This window comes from Planotetraspora kaengkrachanensis (assembly GCF_016862895.1).
Lineage (GTDB): Bacteria > Actinomycetota > Actinomycetes > Streptosporangiales > Streptosporangiaceae > Planotetraspora > Planotetraspora kaengkrachanensis.
The window spans coordinates 178,420-199,099 of the sequence record NZ_BONV01000009.1 but is presented as its reverse complement, the minus strand read 5'-3'; the positions used below and the strand labels follow the sequence as shown (position 1 = coordinate 199,099).

Genomic DNA, 20,680 nt, shown 5'->3' with positions numbered 1-20,680 from the left:
CGGTCGTGGGTATCGAGGCGAGTTCCGGGCGAGTCAGCGAGTCGCAGTTGGTTGCGGACCTGGTTGGACTGGATCAACCCGGCGACGTGATCCGGAAGGCGGGGGAATGGCTGGCCGCTCAGTTGGCCGACGAAGGCTTCACCTGGGTTAGGTCGCAGGGCAAGTTGGAGCACCGGGGCGGTAAGCGCAGCGAGCGGATTTACCTGCAAAACTCGGCTGGGAACCGCACCGGGCAGTTGATCGCGTTCGGAGCTGTTTAAACGTCCGTGACGGGGCGCTGCGGACATGGCGGCGCACCAACCCGGACCACGTCCTCGCGGGCGGTGTCGACGATTTCGTGTGCGGACACCCGCTCGAGGTGCTGACGAACACCCCCAGCGAACGGGCAGGTCGACATCACCAGTCGAGAAAGGCGGGTCGAAGTGCTCGACAACTTCGTCTCGCTGATCCGGACCGTAGCGCTCCCGTGGTTTGCCACTACGGCATCTCCGCAGCGGCTCGCGGCCGAGGCCCCGGTCGTGACGCTAAGCATCTACCCAACCGCTCTGATCGAATGGCTGGCCAGCAAGGGCGAACACTCGCTGGCCGGCGTCGTGCTTCGGCGTTGGCTGACATTGCATCCACACCTTCGATCGCAGTTCGACGAAGGTATGAACCTTGCCCGGGAAGGCCTGAGGCCCTACAGGAACGACACGTGTGTAGCGGCTGGCTGGACCAGCTTCATGCTAGGAATCACCTGACCGAGCCCAGCGTCCGGTTCCACTCGATCACCACGTTGCCCCGGGCCGGCTGTGCGAGGACGTGCGCGGTCGCGAGGGGGGTGGCATGGGCGGCGGGTGCCGCGGCGTGCTGGGCACCGACTGTCAGGAAGGCCACCGCGAGCGCGAGCACAGGCCGCCGCTGGGTTCTCCCCGGTTCTAGAAGCGCGAAGATCCTCACGATCCTCCTCCTGTCAGGTAGCGGAGCGCCGTGTGGGGCTCCTCGTCGGTGTTCGTCCAGGTCACAGTGGTCCCCACCGGAACCGTGACGGCCGCGGGCGCGAACGCGAAATTCTTGATCGCCCCCGCCCCGGCCGTCAGCGTCACAGACCACCGTCGATCCGGACGACGGAAACGGCATGACGTCGACATGTTCCCCCCCATCCGGTCCGTCTCGGACGGACCACCTCATCCAGGCCTTCGAGGCCTCGAACAGAGATAGGAGGAGGGGTTACATCCCAGACTATTGATCCCGATGAAAGTAGTTCGGCAACGCAATATGCTGCGGACGACCGGAGCCGTCGAGGTGGGGATTGTGGCAAAAGAGGGAGAATCACGGGCTCGCCGCATCGGGGCCGGCGCTCGGATCGGTGTGATCCTGGCTGTGGCGTCTTTTGTGAACTACATGGCTTGGCTGGGGTGGGACCATGAATGGGATGTCGAGCCGGACGGCAGTCTCAGCGGGCCCTATCAGCCTTGGCAGGTGGCGGGGCTGGTCGTCGGTCTGGGATTCCTCGCCGGACTCGCCGGGCGGCGCGGTCACCCCCGGATCGGCACGCTCAGTATCGCGGGTGTGATGTGGTTGTCCTGGTCAGTCAATGCCGCCATTTCGGACGATAGTGGCTTGTGGGCCGTGGGTGCCGCGATGTTGCTCCCTGCCGTCTTCTTAGGTGTCGGCCTCGTCGCATTTCTTACATCTTTAAGCAAATCCTCTCGTCATGGAGTTCGGCGTGCCGAGTGATCCAGGCGCGTCGTGCCACTAGACAGCGCTCATGGACCTCATGGTCCGGATGGCACGACAACGTCAGGGCCGCCTGATCTACCAGCACGCCGTACGCGGCGTCATCCACCCCACAGGGCGTCTGGGCCGCGCGTTCCGACGCCCCGGCCCCGACCCCGGCCTGAATAGCGGGTCCTGACGTGGGCGCGGCAGGGTTGTCGAATCGGGCGCATTCCCGCTGTTCAACCGATCGATTCTGGACTCCCGCACCGCCCATCTCGCTCCCGACGAGCGTTTCCAGCACGGGCTCGGCCGCATCCTCGACGCCATCGCCGCGCTCAGCACATCGCTTCGCTCCCGTTGACCAGGAAGGCAAGGCTGTGGCTGTGAAGGAGCGGTGGGATCGCACCGTTCTCGACGCACCCGCATGCCAGAACCTCTCCCGAATTCTGTGGCGGATGCAGGCACCTCATCCGGTGTCGTGTCCCCGCTACCAGACGAGTCTGCGTCGCAGGCGGCGTACGGCAAGGATCAGGATGGCCACGGCGGCGAGTGCCCCGCCGGCGACGAGCATCCACGGCGGCGCCGAATCCAGGAGCGCGGGAAGGCCCCAACTCGCCGCTCGCGGCGGGAACGTGAGGGTGCCCGTGACCGTTCGATGGACTCGGCCGCTCTCCAGGGCGAGCGCCACCTTCCAGGGGCCGTCGGGCAACGGCTGGCGCAGCATGACGGAGACGGGGGCGTTGGAGCCCGGTGCCAGCGTCGTGCCGACCTGGGCGGCGAACGGTCCGGCCTGCAGCCCGTTGGGACCCTCGGACAGCCACATCTGCCCGCTGAGGTCGAGGGCGCGTTCACCGGTGTTGTGAACGGTCGCCCGCACGGTCGGCAGGCCGTCCTCGGTACGGCCGGGCAGCAGGCTCTCGATGCGGAAGTCGGACGGGGGATCGCCGCCGGGACCGACATCCAGATAGATCCTGATGCCCACTCCGTTGACCACCCGGATGGTCGAGCCGGAGGCCGGGCCGGCGGGAGCGGACCGCACCTGGGCCCAGATGCCGCCGTACCGCTCTCCGCGGCTGGCGGACTCCGGGATGCTGATCGTCGCAGTCAAGGGGATGCGGCTGTGCGGCGGGGCCACCACCTGGGGCCGGTCGACGGTGACCCACGTGCTCAGCTCGTTGGCGTCGCGGTCCGCGGAGGGCACGAACGCGTTGCCCTGGATCTCGGCCGCGCCGGGAAAGATCGCGATGTGCTGGGCCGTACTCGAGGTGTTGGTGATCTCGAAGCGACGCGAGATCGTCGTTCCCGGGTTGATGTGGTCGACGATGTAGAGCCGGGCCCGCGAGTCGTCGCTCCGGTTGGACGAGGCTTCGAGCAGCCGGATGCCGAGGGAGCCGTCGGCTTCCCCGGCGTGGGCGGCGGGTGGCAACGCGAACGCCGGGGCGCCGCCGGCGACATGAATCGCCAGCAGCGCCCCGATCGCGGCGAACAGCCTGGTGCGTAGTGCCACCCGGCTACGCCACCGTGTGGGAGATCGTGCCGGTGTAGGTGCCCGCAACATTGCTGAGGGCGATCGCCGCCGTGATCAGCGGGTCCCACGTGGCCGAGTTGTTGCCCGTGCCGCCGGTGTGGCTGTATGCCGTACGCGACGTGTCCAGCGACGCCGTCAAGTTAACACGTGGGGAAATATCGCCTGACGTGTTGAAGTCAAGTGTTGATCAACGTTCTGACGTGCAAAGACGACACGGTCGGCCCCGTGTCGGATACGGCAGGTGAGTTCGGCGAGATCCGTGTCGTCCTCGCAGGGCAATGGCGGCACGTAGTCGCGACCCTGACCCGTGCAAGGGGGTGTGCTGCCCTAATCGGGAGCCTCATCTCACCCCGCATCTGGCCCTGACCCCGTCACCATGACCAGCATGATCACGACGGAAATGGCTCCCTACAGCCTTCCTGTGCCTGTCTCATTCCCACCGCTTTGCGGAATGTTGCTCCGCGGAGGCATAGCCGGGGGGCGCCTCCAGCCGTCTAGAGGGCGATTGCACTTTGGAGGTGACGATGGATTCAGCGGCGGAGGCACGATTCCGTGAGTTCGTGGTGGCGAATTCGGTCGCACTGCTGCGCTTGGCGTATCTGCTCAGCGGAGGTGATCAGCACGCGGCCGAAGATCTGCTCCAGATCTCACTCACGAAGACGGCCACACGTTGGTCCACGGTGAAGAGCCCGGAACTGTATGTCCGGCGAGTGATGTACCGCCAGCAGGTCGACTGGTGGCGGCTCAAGTGGAGGCGGCGCGAGACCCATGTCGCGGTCCTCCCCGACAAGGCTCGGCACGACGACACTCCGGCATCGGACCTGAAGATCGTCGTCCACGGCGCTCTGGCTCGGCTCACGCCCAGGCAACGGGCCGTACTGGTCCTGCGGTTCTTCGAGGACCTGCCTGAAGGGGAGGTCGCGCGCCTGCTCGAGTGCAGTGTCGGAACGGTGCGCAGCACCACTCACCGATCGCTGGCACGGCTGCGTGAGCTGGCTCCCGAACTCAACGAACTGAGGCTCATCGAGGAGGTCCGATAGTGGAGCTTGACAGGCTGATCAAGAACGCCTGCGAGGATTGGTCGGCGAAGGCGCAGATGCCCGTGGGACTGGCCGACCTGGCACTACGGGGGCGTAGCCGTCGGCGGGCCGTCAAGGCAGCGCTTGCCGCAGCGTTGGCCGCATTTCTCACGGGGGCAGCAGTGGTGGTCGGCTCCACCGTGGCGACGCCGATCGCGGAGCGGCAGCCGACACAACCGCCTACGCCCCAGCTCGCCTTCCAACCCGTGGCCCTGTCCGCGGACACCGCGGTGCGCACCGATCTCGGCAGTACGTTCCCGCGCCGCCTCGTCGCGGCAGGTCACGTCGCCGTCGCCGCGTACCACACCGATCGGCTGCGGGCCTCGGCCGGCGGCGCAAAGACGGTGGAAAGCACGTGGTACCTGTACAACCCGACGTCGGGCACGTACGAGGAAACCCCCTGGGCCAACCTGGACGTCGCGCCGGGCATGCACCAGGCCGCCGTGCTGGAAGGCCCGCTGCCCACCTCACGCGTCGGCCTGCTCGACATGAAGACCCAGAAGGTGACCCGCTGGATATCGGTCGAACACCCGGTCGGGGGTGTGTCCTGGTCGCCGAACGGGCGCCGGCTGATCATGACGGCCTATGCGCGTAACCCCTACACGATCCCCGCACCCGGCCCGTGCCTGCTGAGCGGTTCCGTCGACGCGGCGTCGCGTGCCGGACATGGCGATATCAAGCCCTGCGGGCCCGATCATGCGAGTTCGCGACTCGGCTACTACATCGTCGACGAATCAGGAGACACCACCTTCCACGCCCTGCCGCCGGATCCCGCCAATGGCAACCTGCCGCAGGACCTTGGCTGGAGCAGGGACGGCACGCTGATCTGGGCGCCCACTGCGACCGCGCCCACGAAGGTCTTTTACACCCCGGACGGAGAGCAGCGACCCGCGCCGGCGCACGAGGCTGATGACGCGGAGCCGGCCGGGCTCTCCCCGAACGGCACTCTCCTGCCCAAGTTCGGGCCGCGCCCCGGTCCCGCCGTCACCGTCAGGAACGTGACCACCGGCAAGGTCGTCGCGGTTCTGCCGATTGAGGGAGCCGAGGCCTGGGCCGATGACCACCAGTTGTTCGCGGTCGGCTGCGACCCAAAACGGTGCAAGGGCACGGGCGAGTTCCACAACCGGCTGCTCCTGGTGAATCTCAAGGGCGAGATCAAACCTCTCACCGGGTACCACCGTTCGGACCGGGAAGGCTCGTGGGTGCCGCTGTTCACTCACCGCTGAGGGCCGTCTTGCGCGTGCCGTACATCCGAGCTGGTACGCGCGGCGGGACATACGCCCCATAGCTGCCGCTCGTAGGGGCGATGAGGACGCCACGTCGGAATCAGACCGGCGTCGAGTTCCTCGGCCGGCTTCCGGCCGCTTCCACGAAGACGGACGCGTCCTCGCGATTCGTCGGGAAGATGACGGACGCTGGGTTCCACCTGGGGGGAGTGGTCGAGTTGGACGAGACCCTGGAGCACGCGGTTGTCCGCGAAGTTCTCGAGGAGACCGGGATTCGGGTCAAGCCTGAAGTGCTGACCGGGGTCTACAAGAACATGAACCTTGGTGTCGTGTCCCTCACCTTCCGGTGCCATCCCATAGGCGGGGAACCGCGGCCGAGCGATGGAGCCCTGGAATCGACCTGGCTGACACTGCTGTGGGCGGCCGGATCACGGACCGTGCTGGCAGCCCCGTGCTCGACGCGTCTCATCGGTGCGGTGGAACAGGGCCACCAAGGCCGGGACTCCATGCTCCTCGGCGTAACACTCCGCATGGACGAGTCGGCGAGGCGAGCCGCGCAGGTCGGAGAGGAAGGGAATCCAGTAGGCCCGCCATGCGCCCTCTACAGCCCCGTCAATCGGATGTGACCCGACCCCCGGGCCGTCAGGATCGATATTCTTGCCGCAGACCGGACATATGAGCATGAGGGATCCTGCTCACTGTCCATCTCCGACGTCAACTTCCACAACGTCTGTGGTCGGCGCTTCCCCGGAGCATGCAGGCGCCCTTCATTTCACTGGTCCGCCCGACGCCACTTCACCATGTAGCCGGGTCCGGAGTCGGCGGACCGGTTTGGTCGGTCGAAGGGGCGCCACTCGGCGATCAGGCGAAGGCCGTTGGCAGGCGTGACCCGATGCGGCGCGAGGAGGCGCTCAAGTTCGTCATACCGATCGTTGACGCCACCCCCTCCGGGATGGCTCTCGATGCCAACCTCGCCCGCGTCGTGACGCTGAGCAAAGTTGACGTATATCTGCCACGACTCACTTTCCATGGCGAAGGCATCCGGGCCAGCCGGCCAGACGAAGTATTCGTCATCGCCCGCATCTCCATGGTTGTAGTCGTGCAGGGCCTGAAAGTAGTGGACCGCACCCCAAACATCCGCGAGCCCACTTCGGGGGCCGTCATACCAGTCCAGCTCGATATGGACTCGCTCGAAACCGAGACGCATCAGGTCTTCTTCGGGCTGCTTATCCACCTAGGCAGGGTACAGGCCGCAGACCTGTTAAAGATTTCCATCCGTGGCCAAGCCGCCTTCGGTGGACAGCCAGTCGCCGGGGGAGAGGGGGAATCTCGACGATCCAGAGGAGAAGGCGGACCGCGGGGGACGGGCACGCCGGGAGGACGGATCGGCGAGGGTTGTTTTCGGGGCTGCTTCCGGGGACACCGCAGGGGGTGTTCGAGGATGGGGAACACAGCGTGCGCTGCCAGATCGTCACCATGGCCCACCCTCACGCAAGGTGCACGGAGGAGGGAGAATCGCGTGCAGGGGCGGAGCCCCTCCCGAATTGGCGGGCCAGTGTAATTGCCCTCCAGACTGATCTTGCCCCGCCGATTCAGCACCACCGCAGCGATGCGTCAAGCCCCCAGGTGGTGGGAAAGGAAACGTGTGTCATGGAAGAAGTGCGTAATTTATCGGAGGTTCGGCGGCCACGCGGGTATCTGGTCTTCGTTCCCGGATTTCCGACAGCTCTCGTTGCGATCGTTGCCATCGGCAATATATGGGCCTCGTGTGATGTCGGTGTGAATGCTCAGGCCAACGCCGGGTTCCTCATGTATATTGCATCACCGTTGATCTGGTTCGCAACGACTGTTTCCTGGGCGGTTCTGTACGGCGTGATCGCAAGATTCAACCGTCGAGCAGCACTGATCGTCGGGACGGTTTTTAATCTGTGGTTTCTCTGGTTCCTGATCGCATATTTCGGCGCGGATGGCACATACCCGGATCCTATATGCCCGGGGAATGTGCCGCCCTGGTGGCCGAATTTCATTCCGATCTAATCCGACCTCGCTCATTTCGAATGTGATCTCGTCGCCGGCCTGGCGGTCCGGTCCCTCACGTGCCGACGCCGGCGAAAGGAAGGTGCGTCTCGGACTGACTGCCCCGCGCGGTGAGCACGGCGAACCCGAGGGACCGCGCATGCTCCACCGCCTCCGCCTGCAGTGCGCTCTTGCCGACCCCGGGCTCTCCGAGCAGCCCGATCGCGCGACCACGGAAATCGACGCCGTCCAGATGTCCGAACAGGGACCGCAGTTCGTCGTCGCGCCCGACGAGGGGCCGGCGGGTGGTCGCCTTCATGGAGTCGAGCATCCAGCCGCCGGCGTCCGGTGTCCAACCGGTGTGAGCGTCCCCGGCTGAATGGTCGTCGGGCGCAGGGGCGACCGGCTCCCCGATATCGGACGCGGCGTCTTTCGGCAGAACAGGGGGTGCTGGACCTCGCGGCCTCCATCGACGGGCGGCCTGATCCTGCCTCGTTCGCCCACCTTGCCCGGGAGTAAGCCGGGAAAAACAGGCGGACAGTTTCGTAGCGGCTGCGCGAATAGATCTTGACAACGTTGTCTGCGAGGGACACCCTAACCGCTGTCTCTGTCCGGGTGCGCCCCTCCGCGAGCCCACCATCCCGTTCCGCTCAGCTGGACCAGCTGGCGGGCCGTGCCGCGGGTCCCGACCTATATGGAGGTCTCCCATGTTGACCACGCTGACTCGCACGGCACTCGCCGCTGCGCTCGGCGGCGCCGTGCTGATCGGCGGCACCACACAGGCAGTTGCGGCATCTCCGCCCGCGCGGGCCGACGTGTTCGCCGACCCGGTGCAATACGTGAATCCGTTGATCGGGACGGGTAACGGCGGTGATGTCGTCGGCGACATCAACGACTTCCCCGGGGTGGACACGCCGTTCGGCATGATGCAGCTCAGCCCGGACACGGTCGGCTCGGGCGTGGGCTACTCCTACGGCAAGTCATCGATCCGCGGATTCAGCCTGAACCACGCGTCCGCCGGGTGCAGCGTGTTCGGAGACGTGCCGATCCTGCCCACGACCGGCCCCATCGGCACGGACCCGGGGAACGCCTCGGCGACGTTCTCCCACGAGCACGAGCACGCCACTCTCGGCTCCTACGACGTGCTGCTCACCGATTCGGGCGTCAACGTCAACCTGACGGCCGCCAGCCGTACGGGCCTGCTCTCGTTCGCATATCCCGCGGGCAGCACCGCGCAGGTGCTGGTGAAGTCGGGTGCGAGTCTCGGCGGGAACAGCGCCGCGTCCGTCACCGTCGACGGCGACGACGAGGTGTCAGGCTCGGCGACGGCGAACGGGCTGTGCGGATTGGGCAGCTACACCGTTTACTTCGACATCAAGTTCTCGCAGCCGTTCACCGCCCACGGCACCTGGCAGGGAAAGACCGTCACCGCCGGGTCGGCCGGCGCGAGCGGGAAGGGGTCCGGCGCCTACCTGACCTTCGACACGAGCAGCTCCACGACGGTGCGCGCGAAGGTCGGGATGTCGTATGTGAGCGTCGACGGGGCGCGCAAGAACATGGCTTCCGAGATCCACGGCTGGAACCCCACGCCGGTGCAGCAGCAGACCCGCGCCGCGTGGCGCCGGGCGCTGAACACCGTTCAGGTCGGCGGTGGCACCGCCGCGAACCTGACCACGTTCTATACCGCTCTGTACCACTCGCTGCAGTTCCCGAGCGTCTTCAACGACGTGGACGGCCGCTACATGGGCTTCGACGACGAGGTCCATCACGTGCCGGCCGGGCAGACGCAGTACGCCACGTTCTCCGACTGGGACACCTACCGCGCCCTCGCGCCGCTGCAGGCCATGCTGTTCCCCAAGGAATCCGGCGACATGGCGAACTCGCTGATCCGCGATGCGGAGCAGCAGGGTGGCTGGATGCCGCGCTGGCCGCTGGCGAACGTGAGCACGACCGGCACGATGAACGGCGACAGCGCGGTGCCGCTCATCGCGAACACCGTGGCCTTCGGCGGCCGGAACGTCGACATCGCGCGCGTGCTGCCCATCATGCTCAAGGGGGCCAACCACTCGGAGGAGCTGGGCTGGGGCTGGCAGGAGCGCCAGTGCGTGGAGGAGTACGTCCAGCTCGGCTACGCACCGAACGACGCCTGCTCGCAGGGCGCGCACGGCCGGCAGGGGGTCTCCGAGACGCTCGAGTGGTCCATCGACGACTTCGCGATCTCGCAGCTGGCGGCCGCGATCGGAGACAAGCGCACCGCGGCGCAGTACCAGCTGCGCAGCCAGAACTGGCAGAACACCTTCAATCCCACGACCGGCTACCTCCAGCCGCGTGACGAACGCGGCGCGTTCCCGAACGGTCCCGCGTTCGTCGCTCCGCCCGCGAACGCCTTCGGCCAGGACGGCTACGACGAGGGCAACGCCGCCGACTACGGCTGGGAGGTCCCGCAGAACATGGCGGGCCTGATCGCCGCGATGGGCGGGAAGGACGTCGCGATCCCGCGCCTGGACACGTTCTTCAGCGAGATCAACGCCGGCCCGAACGCTCCGTACATGTGGATGGGCAACGAGGTCGACCTCTCCGTTCCGTACGTGTACGACTACCTGGGCCAGCCGTGGAAGACCCAGGCCCAGGTACGGAAGATCGAGCACGAACTGTACCCGCCCACCCCGGACGGGCTGCCCGGCAACGACGACCTCGGCGCGATGTCGTCCTGGTACGTGTGGTCGGCGCTCGGGATGTTCCCGGTGACGCCCGGCCGGGCCGACCTGGCCCTCGGCAGCCCGCTGTTCACCCACGCCGTCGTCCACCTCGGCAACGGGCGGGCGATCGACATCCACGCCCCCGCCGCCGGCGACGACACTCCGTACGTCACCAGTGTGCGGCTGAACGGGCACCGCTTCGACAGCACCGGGCTGCCTGAGTCGGTCGTGACCCGCGGCGGCCGGCTCGACTTCAGCCTGTCGAGCTCACCCGACACCAGATGGGCGACCGGCCCGCATGACGCCCCGCCCTCGTACCAGACCGGCCAGGACCCGGCCATCGGGTTCACCGACCCGTCCGGTCCGATCACTGTGACCGCGGGCGACACCAAGCAGGTCACCGTGGGCGCGCAGGGCACCGGGCTGCACGCCACGAACGTGAAGTGGACCGCGCACGCCTCCGGCGGCATGACCGTCAGCCCTTCCTCCGGCACGCTTCACGTGGCAGCCGACGGCCGCGCCAGTACGGACGCCGCGGTGTCCGTCCCGGCATCGACCGACTCGGGCTTCTACCCGGTCACGTTCAGCTTCACGACCAGCGGAGGGCAGGAACTGCCGGGCGGTGTGGTGGTGACGACCGTGCAGGCCGCCGACCACACCGCGATCGTGGCCGACGATCTCGGCAACCCCGACGTCCCCAACGGCCTCACCGTGAAGGAGGAGGGCGACGGCCACACCACCGCCACCACGGCAGGCGGCCTGCCCGGCCGTACCACCACGGGGACCGGGTCGTTCTACATGTACTTCAACATCGACAACTCGCTCGTTCCCGGCGGCAAGTACGACGCGACCGCGTACATCAGCTACTTCGACCAGGGGACGGGCAGCTGGGGCATCCAGTACGACTCCTACGGCAACGTGAACAACAACGCCTACCGGGACTCGGCCCGCGTGACGAACACCAACACCGGCACCTGGAAGACCGCGGCGATCCCGCTGCCCGAGGCCGCGTTGAGCGGCCGTGAGAACGGTGGCAGTGACCTGCGGCTGAACATCGGCGCCGGCAGCCAGGTGATCGGCCGTGTCGCGTTCGCCGTCACCGGCGACAATGTGCTCGCCATGCACCTGGCGTCGGCGCAACCGGTCGCTCCGGCAGTCACCACCCAGCCCGCGGACGCGACGGCCAACGGCGGTCCGGTGTCCTTCACGGCGGCGGCGACGGGCGACCCGCAGCCGGCGGTGCGGTGGCAGGCGAGCCCGCCCGGCGGCGACTGGGCCGACGTCAGCGGCGCGACCAGCACCACCCTGACACTGACCAGCCCGCAGGACCATCCCGACGGCACCCGGTTCCGCGCGGTCTTCACCAACCTGGCGGGCGAAGCCGCCACTGATCCCGCAACCCTGCGTGATTAGCGCCGGAGGACCGCGTTGACCGTGGATTGACGGGACGTAACGCACATAGCGGGGGCCGCCCCCCTCAGGGGCGGCCGCCGCGCACGGCGCACCTTCGGGGCGGCCGAGTGCGCCGTCGCCGAGGAACACGGTGACGTTGGCGACGCCGGCGGCGGCCAGGCGGTCCCGGGCACTGAAATCCGTATTTTTCGGGTGTTTCGCAATCTCGCTCATCAGATGCTGAGGCCTGATCGGTCTGCCACAAGCACGAACGAGGAGAAAGCGGCCATGGCGTGTGCTGACAACGACCTCAGGAGACGAGCCTGGCCGGCGGCAGCTACGAGGTGACGATCAAGGGCACCGCCGGATGGGCGGACTTCGAGCGCGGCGGCACGGTGCGCATTCTCGACACGATCTCCGAGGTGGGGACGACCAATGAGGTCAACATCGTGGACCTCTGCCTGATCTCGGGCTTCCCGGGAGCCCAACCGGAAGAAACCGCAAGGGTGATCACAGCCCCGACCGTCTACACGACGACTTACTGTGCGGACTCGTCGGGTATCCCCGCGCGACGTGGCAGATGGAATGATTACGGCAGGTTACGCGGAGTCGGATGGCTGCCCGTTCTTGGCGGCCACCTTTGGGACGGCGAACTCATCGTAGGTGCGGGGACTGATGGGTGGAAGATTCCGTCGGCGCGTCGGCTTGATACGTGAGGCGTCGAAGCCCTCGGGCCATTCGGTCTTCTCGTCGAAGACCACTCGTTTCAGCGAGGCGCCTGTCAGGTCGGCGCCGGCCAGCGTGGCCTCTCGAAGGTCGGCGTAGTCCATGCGAGCGCCGCGCAAGTTGGCATTCCGCAGGTCGGCCCTGGTCAGATCCGTTCCACGGAGATCAACGCCCTCCGCGATGACCCCGGTCAGGACGGCGTCGCGCAGGTCGGCCTGGTAGAGAACGGCGTCGATGAGGTTCGTCTCCGCCAGTCTTACTCCGGTGAGATCCGCTCGGGTCAGATCGGCTCCGATGAGGGAGGCCTCCGTCAGGTCGCTGAAGTGGAGATCCGCGTCCCGGAGCCGAACGGAGGCGAGGTTGGCCTTGGGAAGGACCAGGCGGTCGAGAAGGAGCACCTGACCTCGGATCGGGGCCCGGCGGCCGAGCACGGTCAGCGCTGCGTGGATGTCGGGGGCTCGCAGGGAAAGGTTGACCTCGCTGCCCGGCGGTGTGCCGGCCTGCCGCGCGTGCCCTGCACCTCGTTGAGGATCGCGGGTGCGGTTGCCGACGAACGAGGAGAGGATCTCCGAGATGGACCGGCGGTCGGCCGAGGAGGAGCGGGAGATGCGTTCGAGGGCGTAGATGCCGCCGAGGCGGACGTCCAGGTTTGGATCGCCCAGATGGGTGATGGCGGCGGCGAAGGACTCCGTGGCCTGCCCGTGGCGGCTGAGCTGTAGTTGACGCCAGGTCAGATAGGCGCCGATCAGAAGTACCAAACCACCGACGCCTTGGAGCAGGGCGGTTCGGATGCCGTTCACTGCGGCGGCGTAGTCGTCCGGTGGCTTGGCGGTGCCCAGGTCCCATGCGAGGACATAGCGGGGGAGGAACAGGGCGCAGGCCAGTGTGATGAGTCCTAAGAGCGCGGTGAAGACGAAGGGCGCCGATATCCAATATCGCCATGGGGCGCGTCCCCGTGCGATCTTGTCTGTTCGCACAGGGTGGCCGGGGAGACGAGGTATGCGATCTTCGAAGCGGCTCATGGGCACCCGAGGGATCGGCAATGGGAGCGGGTTCCACTGTCTCGCGTGCGCAGGTACATGGCCAGGACCGGGACTGTACGGTTTCCGACCCTAGGCGGTGCGGGGTAGCGGATCTCGATGGCAGGGGTACCCGCGCAGCGGCACGGCCCGCGTTCAACGCGTTCGGCGGTTCGATCCCAAGTTCGCCGAAGCACACCGCCGCGGCATGGGGCGCAGGCCACAGTCAGGAACGCGCCTCACCTACGTGGGCTCCGTGACGGTGCGAACAGCCTTCAGTGATCGGTGGTCCCGAGCGTGACGGTGAGGTCCTCCTCGGCGGCCAGCACTTCTCCGTCGAACGCCAGTCGAGCGGCGGCGACTGAGGCGGCCCGGTCGTTGCCCGGCCAAAAGTGGGTGAGCATCAGTCGGCGGGCGCCCGCCCGGCGGGCCCAGTGACCGGCCTCGGTGGAGGTCAGGAGATTGCGTACGGGGCGGCTCGTCTCACCTTCGCGGTCGGTGGCCTCGACGATGAACAGGTCGGCGTCGCGGCCGAGCTCGGCCAGCACGGAGGTCGGGCCGGTGTCCCCGGAGTAGGCCAAGGCGATCCCGTCGGCCTGTACGCGGACGCCCGCGTTGGGCACGTAGTGCGGGAGCGACAGTCCCGTCAGGTCGAACGGCCCCATCCGGTGGCTGCCGGGCAGCGGATGCACTTCGAAGACCGCTTCCAGGTCGGCGTCGGGTTCCAGGCCGCCGATGCGGTCGAGCACGCCCGGCGGGCAGTACAACGGCAGTCGCGGTCCACCGGAGTCGCCGTAGAACCGCATCCGGAACAGCCCGTGAAGGTCGATGCAGTGATCGGGGTGCTCGTGGGTGATGACGACGGCGTCCACGGCGCCGTCCGGCCAGTGCGTCAGGAGCCGCGGCAGCGTGGCGTATCCGAGGTCGAGCACCAAGCGGTAGCCGTCCCAGTCCACCGCGAAACCGCTGCAGGCACGGCCTGGTTCCGGAAAGGCGCCGCAACTGCCGAGCACGGTGACCTGTCGCATTCGCACAGGATGCCAGGCCTTGTCGGCTTCCATCCGGGACCTTCGCTTGTTCAGCGCAGCTGATCTTGTCGGTGAGGCTGTCCAGCCTTGAAGCCGCGGCCTGATCCGTACTTGAGCTGGTGCTCCTAGCGCGTCGGCCGAGAGCGGGGTTCACGTTTGGCGGGTGGGGAAGCGGGCTTCGCATCGCGGCGGTTGGCGCGCATGCTCGTGATCGTGACGGTGCTCAGGACGGCGACGATGACCCCCAGTGAGACCAGAGTGGGAATCTGCGGAACCCACGCCCACAGGCCGTGTGCCCAGTGGAGGACGAGCTTGATCCCGATGAAGGCGAGGATGACGCCGAGGCCGTGGTTCAGGTGCCGCAGCTTCGTCAGGACGCCGAGGAGCACGAAGTAGAGCGCCCGCAGGCCCAGCAGGGCGAAGGCGTTGGTGGCGAAGACGAGGAAGGGGTCCTGGGTCACGCCGTACACAGCGGGCACAGAATCGACGGCGAAGACGATGTCGGTGGCGAAGACGGCCACGATGGCCAGCGCCAGCGGGGTCAGGGCGCGCTGTCCGTCCTCGCGAACGACCAGGCGGGAGCCGCGGAAGTCGTCGGTGACCCGCATGAAGCGCCGCAGCAGCCGGATCGTGCGCATGGAGGCGATGTCGACCTCCTGCTCCTTTCCGCTCAACGCCTGCTTGATGATCTTCCCTGCGGTGACGATCAGTATCCCGCCGAACAGCAGGAACGCCCATGCGCCGCTCTGCAGGACGGCCGCGCCCAGCGCGATGAAGATCCCGCGTAGCACCAGCGCCCCGACGATGCCGTACAGCAGGACCCGGCGGGCCAGCTCGGGAGGGACCGCGAAGGCGGACAGCAGCAGCATGAACACGAACAGGTTGTCCACCGAGAGCGACTTCTCCACGACGTAGCCGGTGAAGAACTCCGTCGCCACGCGGGACCCGAAGGCCCCCCAAATGAAGACGCCGAAGATCACAGGCAGGGCCAGGTAGAAGAGCGACCAGCCCACCGCTTCGCGCATCCGCACCTCGTGCGGGCGGCGGGTCACGATGAAGTCGACGGCCAGCAGCAGCACCAGGCCGGCGATGGTGATCGTCCACAGGCTCGGCGAACCGATCGTTTCAAGATCGGCTCCCGACAGGACCACCTCCGCTGGCACGGGACCTCCTCGAACGCACTCGGCTGCTCGAGGTCTCCTTCACCTGCACTGTGCGGGCGGCCGCCCGGGGACGTTCATGCCACGTCCGTACTGACCGGATCGGCACTTGGGAAGTACTCCCCTCGTCATCAGGTTAAGCCAGGGCACTCGCTGCGCCCCGGGCAGGAGCCTGGAACGGGTGCGCGGGGATTTGACTAGGTCCTGACCTGCGCGGATAGTGGAATCAGTACGGGGAGTACCCGCCGTTCGAGACTCCGATCGCCACCCCGAGCATGGGAGCCGGCGGGTGACCTTCCCGCCCGGCATGTGAGTGCGGGAAGACCTACGTCCTCGTGGTCACATGTCCACAGCGAGGTCGCGGGGAGGGCGCGATGCCGACCACTGTGCTTCTCGAAATCTTGGCGGGCGTCCTGTTGACGATCTCCGCGATCGTTACCATCGCCGCCCTGTGGCCGGTGCGGCCGCCTCCCCGGCCGCCGTCCGCCCCAAAGCCGCTTGCTCCATCCCGTCCGCCGGTGGCCGGCACAAGGCACCGGGGTGCGGCTCCGCCGCGCCTGCGCCGGCACCGCGAATGATCCGGAAACAAGATCCCTCAGGAAATCGACGAGGCGCCGTCAGGCTCCGGGTGCCGATCGGCCGCCTCGGTGCGCGCCTCGATGGCCTGCAGCACGGCCACCATGTCGGCCCCGCCGTGTCCCAGCCCGACGGTTTCGTCGAAGAGCGCGTGGCAGACGTCCAGCAGCGGTGAGGCCAGGCCCGACCGCCTGGCCGCCTCGGCGATCAGCCTGTTGTTCTTCAGGACGTCCAGGGCCGCGGCCTGCACGGCGAAGTCCCGGTCCAGCAGTTTGGGAGCCTTCATGCGGGAGACGCCGCTCGCCATCGGACCGGCGTCGAGCACGGCGAGGAACCGCTCCCTGTCCAGCCCGTGCCGTTCGGCGAAATGGAACGCCTCCGTGAGGCCGGTCACCATGGTGATCAGGAAGAGGTTCACCGCCAGCTTCATGACCAGCCCGTTGGGCACCGCCCCGCAGGAGAACGTCGCGTGGCAGACCGGTTGAAGCAGCGGGCGAACCGCCTCAACGTCCGCCGGCTCTCCGGCCAGCATCGCCACGAGACGTCCCGCCTCCGCGGGCTCGCGCGAGCCGGAGACCGGAGCTTCCACATAGGCGCCCCCGGACGCGCGGATGTCGGCTTCGAGCGCGTGCGAGTACTCCGGAGACGTCGTCCCCATGTGGACGATCGTGTGCCCTGCGACGTTCACTCCGAACTCCGGCGTGCCGCGACCCAGAACGGAGTCGATCGCGCCGCCGTCGGCGAGCATCAGGAGGACCAGGCGGGCCGACGCGAAGACCTCCGCGGGAGACTCCGCCACCGTCGCACCCGCCGCGCCGAGGGCCTCGCTCCTGGCCGCGGTACGGTTCCACACGACCAGATCCGTCCCCGCCTTGGCCAGGTTGAGTGCCATGGGCTGCCCCATCACACCCAGTCCGATGAAGCCTGTGACCACCCTGCACCGCCGCCCGGATCCGATTATGACAGCCGTCATAGTAGCTGCCGCCGTGCCGCACGGGAACGGGTCACGAGGCGGGACACTGGTTCTGGTCAGTCGCGTCGCCTGGAGGTCGATCATGACGGGGCCCGTACGAGGATCGCGCGAGCGGATGGTCTTCAGCGCCGCCCAGCTCATACGGCGCGACGGGGTGACCGCGACGGGCATGCGCGACGTCGTCACGCACGCGCAGGCGCCGCGGGGGTCGCTTCAGCACCATTTCCCCGGAGGCAAACAACAGCTCGTCAACGAGGCGGTGGACTGGGCCGGCCGCTACGCCGCCAAGCGGATCGCCCGTTTCCTGTCTGAGATGCCCGAGCCGTCGCCGAGCCTGCTGTTCGCCGCGATGGTGCGTCAGTGGACCGACGAATACCAGACGACAGGGTTCGCGGGCGGGTGCCCCGTGGCCGCGGCGACGGTCGACTGCGCTCATGCCACCGACGCCACCAGGCAGGCCGCCGCAGCCGCGTTCGCGGCCTGGAGCAGGCCTGTCGCCCAGGCCCTGACGGACATGGGCGTGCCGGCCGAGCAGGCCGGCTCGCTCGCCACGCTCATGATCAGCGCCCTGGAGGGAGCGATACTGATCGCCAGAGCGGAGCAGGATGTACGCGCCCTGCTCACCGTCGCACGAGAGCTCGGACCGCTCCTCGATGCCGCGTCATCCGACGCTCGCCGAGGGTCCACCGGAGAGTCCCACTGAACGGGCACCGGCATCTGGGTCGCCTCAGCAGCTGACGTTCCCGCATCACCTTCACCCGAGGCCGACCGTGGCCCCCGTGTCCCAGGTCGTCCGCCCCTAACGGCATCCGGCGTCGGGCGCCGCCTCGCCGGTCGCCGTCGCTGCACTTGAGGTGGCGGCTCTCCATCGCTTCAGGAAATTCCGCGTTTCGTGGCGTTGACAGAAGATCGCCCTACTGCCAAAGTCACCAATTGACTAGTTCACTTGGTCGTTACGAGCTCGAAACGGATGGCGGAAGCATGGCGGAGTACGACGCGCCTGTCTCCCCGTCGATGAGGCCCAGCCTCACCGACGGATTGATGACCCAGATCCTGGAGATCATCAGGCAGGAGAACCTGGGCTACGGCGACGGGCTTCCCACGGTCCGGGAGATGGCGAAGCGGTTCTCGGTCACGGCGCCGACCATCAGGGAGGCGCTTCGCGGCCTGCAGGCGACCGGAGCGGTCGAGCTGCGGCACGGCTCGGGTGTCTACGTGGGAGCCGGCGTCTCCCGGATGGTTCTCGCCAACCCCCACACGACCGGGATCACCACCGAGGCGACCCTGCAGCTCGTCGAGGCCCGGCTGATGATCGAGCCCACCATCGCCATGCGGGCGGCGCTGCACCGCACGTCGGACAACCTCGACCGGCTCCGGGCGGCGCTCGCGACCGCGCTGGAGCCGCGCGACGCCGACCGGCCCGACGCGCGGTTGAACTTCCACCGCGAACTCGCCGCGGCGTCGGGCAACACCGTCATCTACGAGGTGATCGACTCGCTGCTCGCCGTACGCAGGCGGGAGCAGCGGGAGGTGCGGCAGATGTACGACCACCGGGCCGACTACGGCCAGCACGTCGCCATCTTCGAGGCGGTCGCCGAGCAGGACGCGGAACGAGCCGGTGAACTGACCCGTGCGCACCTGACCGAAATCCGCAACGCGGTCGCATCGCGCCTGTCCTGACATCGAATCGCGCCCCGGCTCGGTGTTCGCGGGCGCTCCGGCTGTATCGAGAAAGACTGGAGAACCACATTGCAAGGCGTAGGGCCGCAGCAGCGGAGTCGCACTCGGGGGAGCGGTTACCTTCTCGCCGAGATGACCTGGCCCGAGGTGGAGGCCGCCCGCGAGGCGGCGCCGCTGGTGATCGTGCCGCTCGGTTCATGCGAGCAACACGGCCGCGGCATGGCCCTGCAGACGGACACGGTCCGCGCTGTCGAGCTGGCCAAGCTGGTCGCCGAACGAATGGCGCCGCGCGCGGTGATCGCACCGGAGACGACGGTCGGCCTGTCCGAGCACCACATGGGCTTTCCCGGCACGATCACGTTGACGCCGCAGACGTTGCAGCAGGTCGTCTACGAGATGGTGCACAGCCTGTACCGGCACGGCTGGCGCAAGGTGTTCCTGCTCAACGGCCACGGCGGCAACAATGCGGTGGTCGACGTCGTCTCGGTCCGCCTGCGCACCGACTTCCCCGACCTGCACCTGGCCTCCAGCGGCATCTCCGCCCTGGTACCGGACGTCATCAGCCAGGAGGGGGTCAGCGAACTGCGCGGTCATTCGTGTGAGGTGGAGACCTCGCAGGCGCTCTACCTGGCACCTGAGCTGGTGCGTAAGGAAAGCCTCGTCCGCGGCACGAACCGGCGGGCGGACCTCGACGCGGCGGGACGGCTCAGCCGGATGCATCCCGCGATCCACTTTCCCCAGCCGTACCACCGCCTCGACCCGAACGGAGCCCTCGGCGACGCCACCGCCGCCAGCGCCGAGTTCGGTGAGCGGCAGGTGTCGGTCGCCCTCGACCGGCTCACCTCGTTCCTGGAGCAGTTCATCGCCCTGCCGTCGCCGGATGCCGGCTCGGCGGCCGGCCCCCGTCCCCTCTGAGCATCGGTCTGTCCTACGCACAAACCCTTCGTTCACCACATCAAGGAGCCACCATGCCCCCCGCATCCGTACGCGACAGACGTCGGACCTCCTTGCGGCTGGCCACGATCGCCCTGGCGGTCGCGCTGGCCGGCTCAGCCTGCGGCGGCGCCGACGCCACCGACGCCGCCACACAGAACGGCGCAGATCTGGGGCTGATCAAGCCGGGCACCCTGTCGATCGCCTTCCGCACCGACGACAAGCCCGCGTCGTTCCTGCAGGACGGCAAGGCCACCGGCATGTACGTCGACCTCATGGATGAGATCGCCAAGCGCATGGGCCTGAAGACGACGTACGTCTCCAGCGACTTCGCGAGCCTGCTCCCCAGCGTCCGCAATCACCGGTACGACACCGCGGCGTTCGGCGTCCTGGTCACGCCGGAACGCGAGGCCGTCACGAACTTCACCGCCGCCGTCTCGTACGGCGAGGCGCAGCTGATCTCCCTCAAGGGATCGCCGCTCGCGACCATCAGCGCCTCCGGGGGCAAGACGGTCGCCATCACCCGCGGAAGCGCGCTCATCCCGCTGCTGCAGAAGACCGCTCCCACGGTGGTCATCAAGGAGTTCCCGAACATCGCGTCGAGCGCGAACGCCCTGACCGCGGGGCAGGTGGACGGATTGTTCTCCGGCACCGCCACCGTGCGCGAGTTGCTCGCCCAGCATGACGACTTCACCGCCTCCGAGGTGATCACGTCGGGCAAGACGGCGTTCCCGGTCGCCAAGGACAAGCAGAAGCTCCTCGACGCGGTGAACAAGAACCTCGACAGCATGATCGAGGACGGCACGTACACCCGGCTGTTCTACAAGTGGAACCCGGCGGACGCCCAGATACCCGAGGAACTGGTCACCGAGCACCCGGGCATGCCGACGACCGCCCCCGCCGGGGCCGCGGCGTCCGTGGCGCCGTCCGCGAGCTCGTAGGAG

22 protein-coding genes are annotated in these 20,680 nt (G+C 67.7%); 12 read left to right on the top strand and 10 right to left on the bottom strand.

Annotation, left to right across the window (positions count from 1 at the left end; all coding sequences use genetic code 11):
- Positions 1–5: 5 nt before the first annotated feature.
- Positions 6–260 carry a hypothetical protein gene (locus Pka01_RS13250; protein WP_203883008.1) on the top strand — a complete coding sequence of 85 codons (255 nt, stop codon included), beginning with the start codon at positions 6–8 and terminating at the stop codon, positions 258–260.
- A 162-nt stretch (positions 261–422) separates the two neighbouring features.
- The gene (locus tag Pka01_RS13245) at positions 423–740 is read left to right on the top strand and encodes a hypothetical protein (protein ID WP_203883007.1); all 318 of its coding nucleotides are present in this window, start codon (positions 423–425) and stop codon (positions 738–740) included.
- Here the strand turns inward: Pka01_RS13245 and Pka01_RS13240 are convergent.
- Positions 733–939, bottom strand: a complete 207-nt coding sequence (locus Pka01_RS13240) for a hypothetical protein (protein ID WP_203883006.1) — start codon at positions 937–939, stop codon at positions 733–735. The two genes, Pka01_RS13245 and Pka01_RS13240, sit on opposite strands and share 8 nt — an antisense overlap.
- Positions 936–1,085, bottom strand: a complete 150-nt coding sequence (locus Pka01_RS13235) for a hypothetical protein (RefSeq protein WP_203883005.1) — start codon at positions 1,083–1,085, stop codon at positions 936–938. Before Pka01_RS13235 ends, Pka01_RS13240 begins: the two co-directional genes overlap by 4 nt.
- 148 nt (positions 1,086–1,233) lie before the next feature.
- Here Pka01_RS13235 and Pka01_RS13230 point away from each other — a divergent pair, with 148 nt between their 5' ends.
- Positions 1,234–1,719 (top strand): hypothetical protein, encoded by a 486-nt coding sequence (locus Pka01_RS13230; RefSeq protein ID WP_203883004.1) that lies wholly within the window; start codon positions 1,234–1,236, stop codon positions 1,717–1,719.
- A gap of 469 nt (positions 1,720–2,188) precedes the next feature.
- On the opposite strand, the gene Pka01_RS13225 is transcribed toward Pka01_RS13230, so the two are convergent.
- Positions 2,189–3,208: a COG1361 family protein gene (locus tag Pka01_RS13225; RefSeq protein ID WP_239114941.1), complete on the bottom strand. Its 1,020-nt coding sequence runs from the start codon at positions 3,206–3,208 to the stop codon at positions 2,189–2,191.
- 4 nt (positions 3,209–3,212) lie between these two features.
- Positions 3,213–3,368, bottom strand: coding sequence for a hypothetical protein (locus Pka01_RS13220; protein ID WP_203883003.1), 156 nt, complete (start codon positions 3,366–3,368; stop codon positions 3,213–3,215).
- A gap of 385 nt (positions 3,369–3,753) precedes the next feature.
- On the opposite strand from Pka01_RS13220, the gene Pka01_RS13215 reads away from it, so the two are divergent.
- The 3 genes from Pka01_RS13215 (at position 3,754) to Pka01_RS41565 (ending at position 6,160) form a co-directional block, all read left to right on the top strand.
- Complete coding sequence (locus Pka01_RS13215) at positions 3,754–4,269, top strand: SigE family RNA polymerase sigma factor (protein WP_203883002.1); 516 nt, start codon at positions 3,754–3,756, stop codon at positions 4,267–4,269.
- Positions 4,269–5,534, top strand: a complete 1,266-nt coding sequence (locus Pka01_RS13210) for a hypothetical protein (protein ID WP_203883001.1) — start codon at positions 4,269–4,271, stop codon at positions 5,532–5,534. Before Pka01_RS13215 ends, Pka01_RS13210 begins: the two co-directional genes overlap by 1 nt.
- A 218-nt stretch (positions 5,535–5,752) precedes the next feature.
- Entirely contained in the window at positions 5,753–6,160 is a 408-nt protein-coding gene (locus tag Pka01_RS41565) for an NUDIX hydrolase (RefSeq protein WP_373318130.1), read from the top strand.
- Positions 6,161–6,306: 146 nt separating this feature from the next.
- On the opposite strand, the gene Pka01_RS13200 is transcribed toward Pka01_RS41565, so the two are convergent.
- Positions 6,307–6,768: a hypothetical protein gene (locus tag Pka01_RS13200; protein WP_203883000.1), complete on the bottom strand. Its 462-nt coding sequence runs from the start codon at positions 6,766–6,768 to the stop codon at positions 6,307–6,309.
- 416 nt (positions 6,769–7,184) lie between these two features.
- Between Pka01_RS13200 and Pka01_RS13195 the strand changes: the two genes are divergently transcribed.
- A complete protein-coding gene (locus Pka01_RS13195; RefSeq protein ID WP_203882999.1) occupies positions 7,185–7,571 on the top strand; it encodes a hypothetical protein in 387 nt (128 codons plus the stop codon).
- 55 nt (positions 7,572–7,626) lie between these two features.
- On the opposite strand, the gene Pka01_RS13190 is transcribed toward Pka01_RS13195, so the two are convergent.
- Entirely contained in the window at positions 7,627–7,869 is a 243-nt protein-coding gene (locus Pka01_RS13190; RefSeq protein WP_203882998.1) for an AAA family ATPase, read from the bottom strand.
- 388 nt (positions 7,870–8,257) lie between these two features.
- Here Pka01_RS13190 and Pka01_RS13185 point away from each other — a divergent pair, with 388 nt between their 5' ends.
- Positions 8,258–11,662, top strand: coding sequence for a GH92 family glycosyl hydrolase (locus tag Pka01_RS13185; protein WP_203882997.1), 3,405 nt, complete (start codon positions 8,258–8,260; stop codon positions 11,660–11,662).
- Between the two features lie 578 nt (positions 11,663–12,240).
- Here Pka01_RS13185 and Pka01_RS13180 read toward each other — a convergent pair.
- From Pka01_RS13180 to Pka01_RS13165, 4 genes are all read right to left on the bottom strand, one after another.
- Positions 12,241–13,344: a pentapeptide repeat-containing protein gene (locus tag Pka01_RS13180; RefSeq protein WP_203882996.1), complete on the bottom strand. Its 1,104-nt coding sequence runs from the start codon at positions 13,342–13,344 to the stop codon at positions 12,241–12,243.
- Positions 13,345–13,661: 317 nt separating this feature from the next.
- A complete protein-coding gene (locus tag Pka01_RS13175) occupies positions 13,662–14,414 on the bottom strand; it encodes an MBL fold metallo-hydrolase (RefSeq protein WP_239114940.1) in 753 nt (250 codons plus the stop codon).
- Between the two features lie 125 nt (positions 14,415–14,539).
- On the bottom strand, positions 14,540–15,577 hold the full coding sequence (locus tag Pka01_RS13170) for a TerC family protein (RefSeq protein ID WP_203882995.1): 1,038 nt from the start codon (positions 15,575–15,577) through the stop codon (positions 14,540–14,542).
- Positions 15,578–16,169: 592 nt separating this feature from the next.
- Positions 16,170–17,123 (bottom strand): NAD(P)-dependent oxidoreductase, encoded by a 954-nt coding sequence (locus Pka01_RS13165; protein ID WP_275414454.1) that lies wholly within the window; start codon positions 17,121–17,123, stop codon positions 16,170–16,172.
- Positions 17,124–17,205: 82 nt separating this feature from the next.
- Between Pka01_RS13165 and Pka01_RS13160 the strand changes: the two genes are divergently transcribed.
- The 4 genes from Pka01_RS13160 (at position 17,206) to Pka01_RS13145 (ending at position 20,677) form a co-directional block, all read left to right on the top strand.
- Positions 17,206–17,826, top strand: a complete 621-nt coding sequence (locus Pka01_RS13160; RefSeq protein ID WP_203882993.1) for a TetR/AcrR family transcriptional regulator — start codon at positions 17,206–17,208, stop codon at positions 17,824–17,826.
- Positions 17,827–18,104: 278 nt separating this feature from the next.
- On the top strand, positions 18,105–18,803 hold the full coding sequence (locus Pka01_RS13155; RefSeq protein ID WP_239114938.1) for a FadR/GntR family transcriptional regulator: 699 nt from the start codon (positions 18,105–18,107) through the stop codon (positions 18,801–18,803).
- 132 nt (positions 18,804–18,935) lie between these two features.
- The gene (locus Pka01_RS13150; RefSeq protein ID WP_203882992.1) at positions 18,936–19,718 is read left to right on the top strand and encodes a creatininase family protein; all 783 of its coding nucleotides are present in this window, start codon (positions 18,936–18,938) and stop codon (positions 19,716–19,718) included.
- A 53-nt stretch (positions 19,719–19,771) separates the two neighbouring features.
- Positions 19,772–20,677 carry a substrate-binding periplasmic protein gene (locus tag Pka01_RS13145; protein ID WP_203882991.1) on the top strand — a complete coding sequence of 302 codons (906 nt, stop codon included), beginning with the start codon at positions 19,772–19,774 and terminating at the stop codon, positions 20,675–20,677.
- Positions 20,678–20,680: the final 3 nt, after the last annotated feature.